Annotated in this window: 1 protein-coding gene and 2 tRNA genes; all 3 read right to left on the bottom strand. The window is 27.0% G+C overall.

Features of this window, described 5'->3' with window-relative positions; all coding sequences use genetic code 11:
• Positions 1-200 precede the first annotated feature (200 nt).
• The 3 genes from BR82_RS0114565 to BR82_RS0114555 all read right to left on the bottom strand — a co-directional run bounded on the left by BR82_RS0114565 (position 201) and on the right by BR82_RS0114555 (position 1,041).
• Positions 201-277: transfer RNA gene (locus tag BR82_RS0114565), tRNA-Arg, on the bottom strand.
• Positions 278-664: 387 nt separating this feature from the next.
• The gene (locus BR82_RS17205) at positions 665-826 is read right to left on the bottom strand and encodes a hypothetical protein (RefSeq protein WP_154659626.1); all 162 of its coding nucleotides are present in this window, start codon (positions 824-826) and stop codon (positions 665-667) included.
• A gap of 138 nt (positions 827-964) precedes the next feature.
• Positions 965-1,041: transfer RNA gene (locus tag BR82_RS0114555), tRNA-Arg, on the bottom strand.
• Positions 1,042-1,194 lie beyond the last annotated feature (153 nt).

Genomic DNA, 1,194 nt, shown 5'->3' with positions numbered 1-1,194 from the left:
TTTTTACTGGATTACATTTTTATCCAATGTTGGATAATTTAGAATCCTTTTTTTTATTTGGTTATAAAATTTGTTTAAGTTTATAATTTATTATACCAAAAAGTGGTACTTTACAATAAAAAATGATATTTTGTGCCAGAAAAATGTTGCAAAACGCTTTTTTGTAATAAAAAAGCCCGATAAAACGGGTGTTTTTCTAATGGCGTCCACGAAGGGATTCGAACCCCTGACCGCACGCTTAGAAGGCGTGTGCTCTATCCAGCTGAGCTACGTAGACATCTAATTTCTAATGCTTTAATATATTAGCATATATTTAATAAAAATGCAAGTTAATATAATTTTGAGTTTCGGTATCTAAAAAAGCCTGAAAAAAATAACAATTTCTCTTTTCACTTCATATAAATGTTCATGGAAAATTCTTCCTAAATTTTGTTTATCTTATAAATTTTAGAGGCTGATTACCCTTATAAAACAAGCAAGAACAGGCAAGTTGTGAATAACTTTTTGTCTGTTCTTTATTTTTTATCGAAACTCAAAAATCGTCCTTTTTCAAAAGAAGATAATTTTAAAAATATAATATTTAAATATATATATAAAAATATTAGTGAAGAATCTAATAAAAATACAAAAAGTAAAGCTATTAGTTTATCCAAAAAGTTGTAATTTAATGATGTTTTGACTCTTGAGGTCTTATACAATCATTTAATAAAACAATATAGTTACATTCACAATTAGTCATTTCATCATTAAAACAACCCTTATTAATATTTTCCAATTCATTTTCAATTTTTATAATTAATTCAAATAATTTATCTAAATTTTCCATATTAACTACCTCATTCTTTATTGGTTACTTATGTATATACAACAATTTACCAGCAAAATTACTAGTCTATTTAAACTTAGTAGTAAACAAAAAAGTCTAAACACTATTTATCAATATGCTTAGACTTTATTTTCTTAATGGCGTCCACGAAGGGATTCGAACCCCTGACCGCACGCTTAGAAGGCGTGTGCTCTATCCAGCTGAGCTACGTAGACATCTCTCCTGACTGCCTATATAGAATAACATATTCAAAAGAGATGTGCAAGTATTTTTTATTTTGAGTTTCGTTATTTTGCATGTTTTTCAAGTGCCTTTTTAAAAATGATTAATATTTATATCTAACTTCATAATTTTTCTCACCTGTTTTT

This window comes from Thomasclavelia saccharogumia DSM 17460, from assembly GCF_000686665.1.
Lineage (GTDB): Bacteria > Bacillota_I > Bacilli_A > Erysipelotrichales > Coprobacillaceae > Thomasclavelia > Thomasclavelia saccharogumia.
Note: the sequence above shows the minus strand (reverse complement) of the source record. Positions and strands in the feature narration are given on the sequence as shown.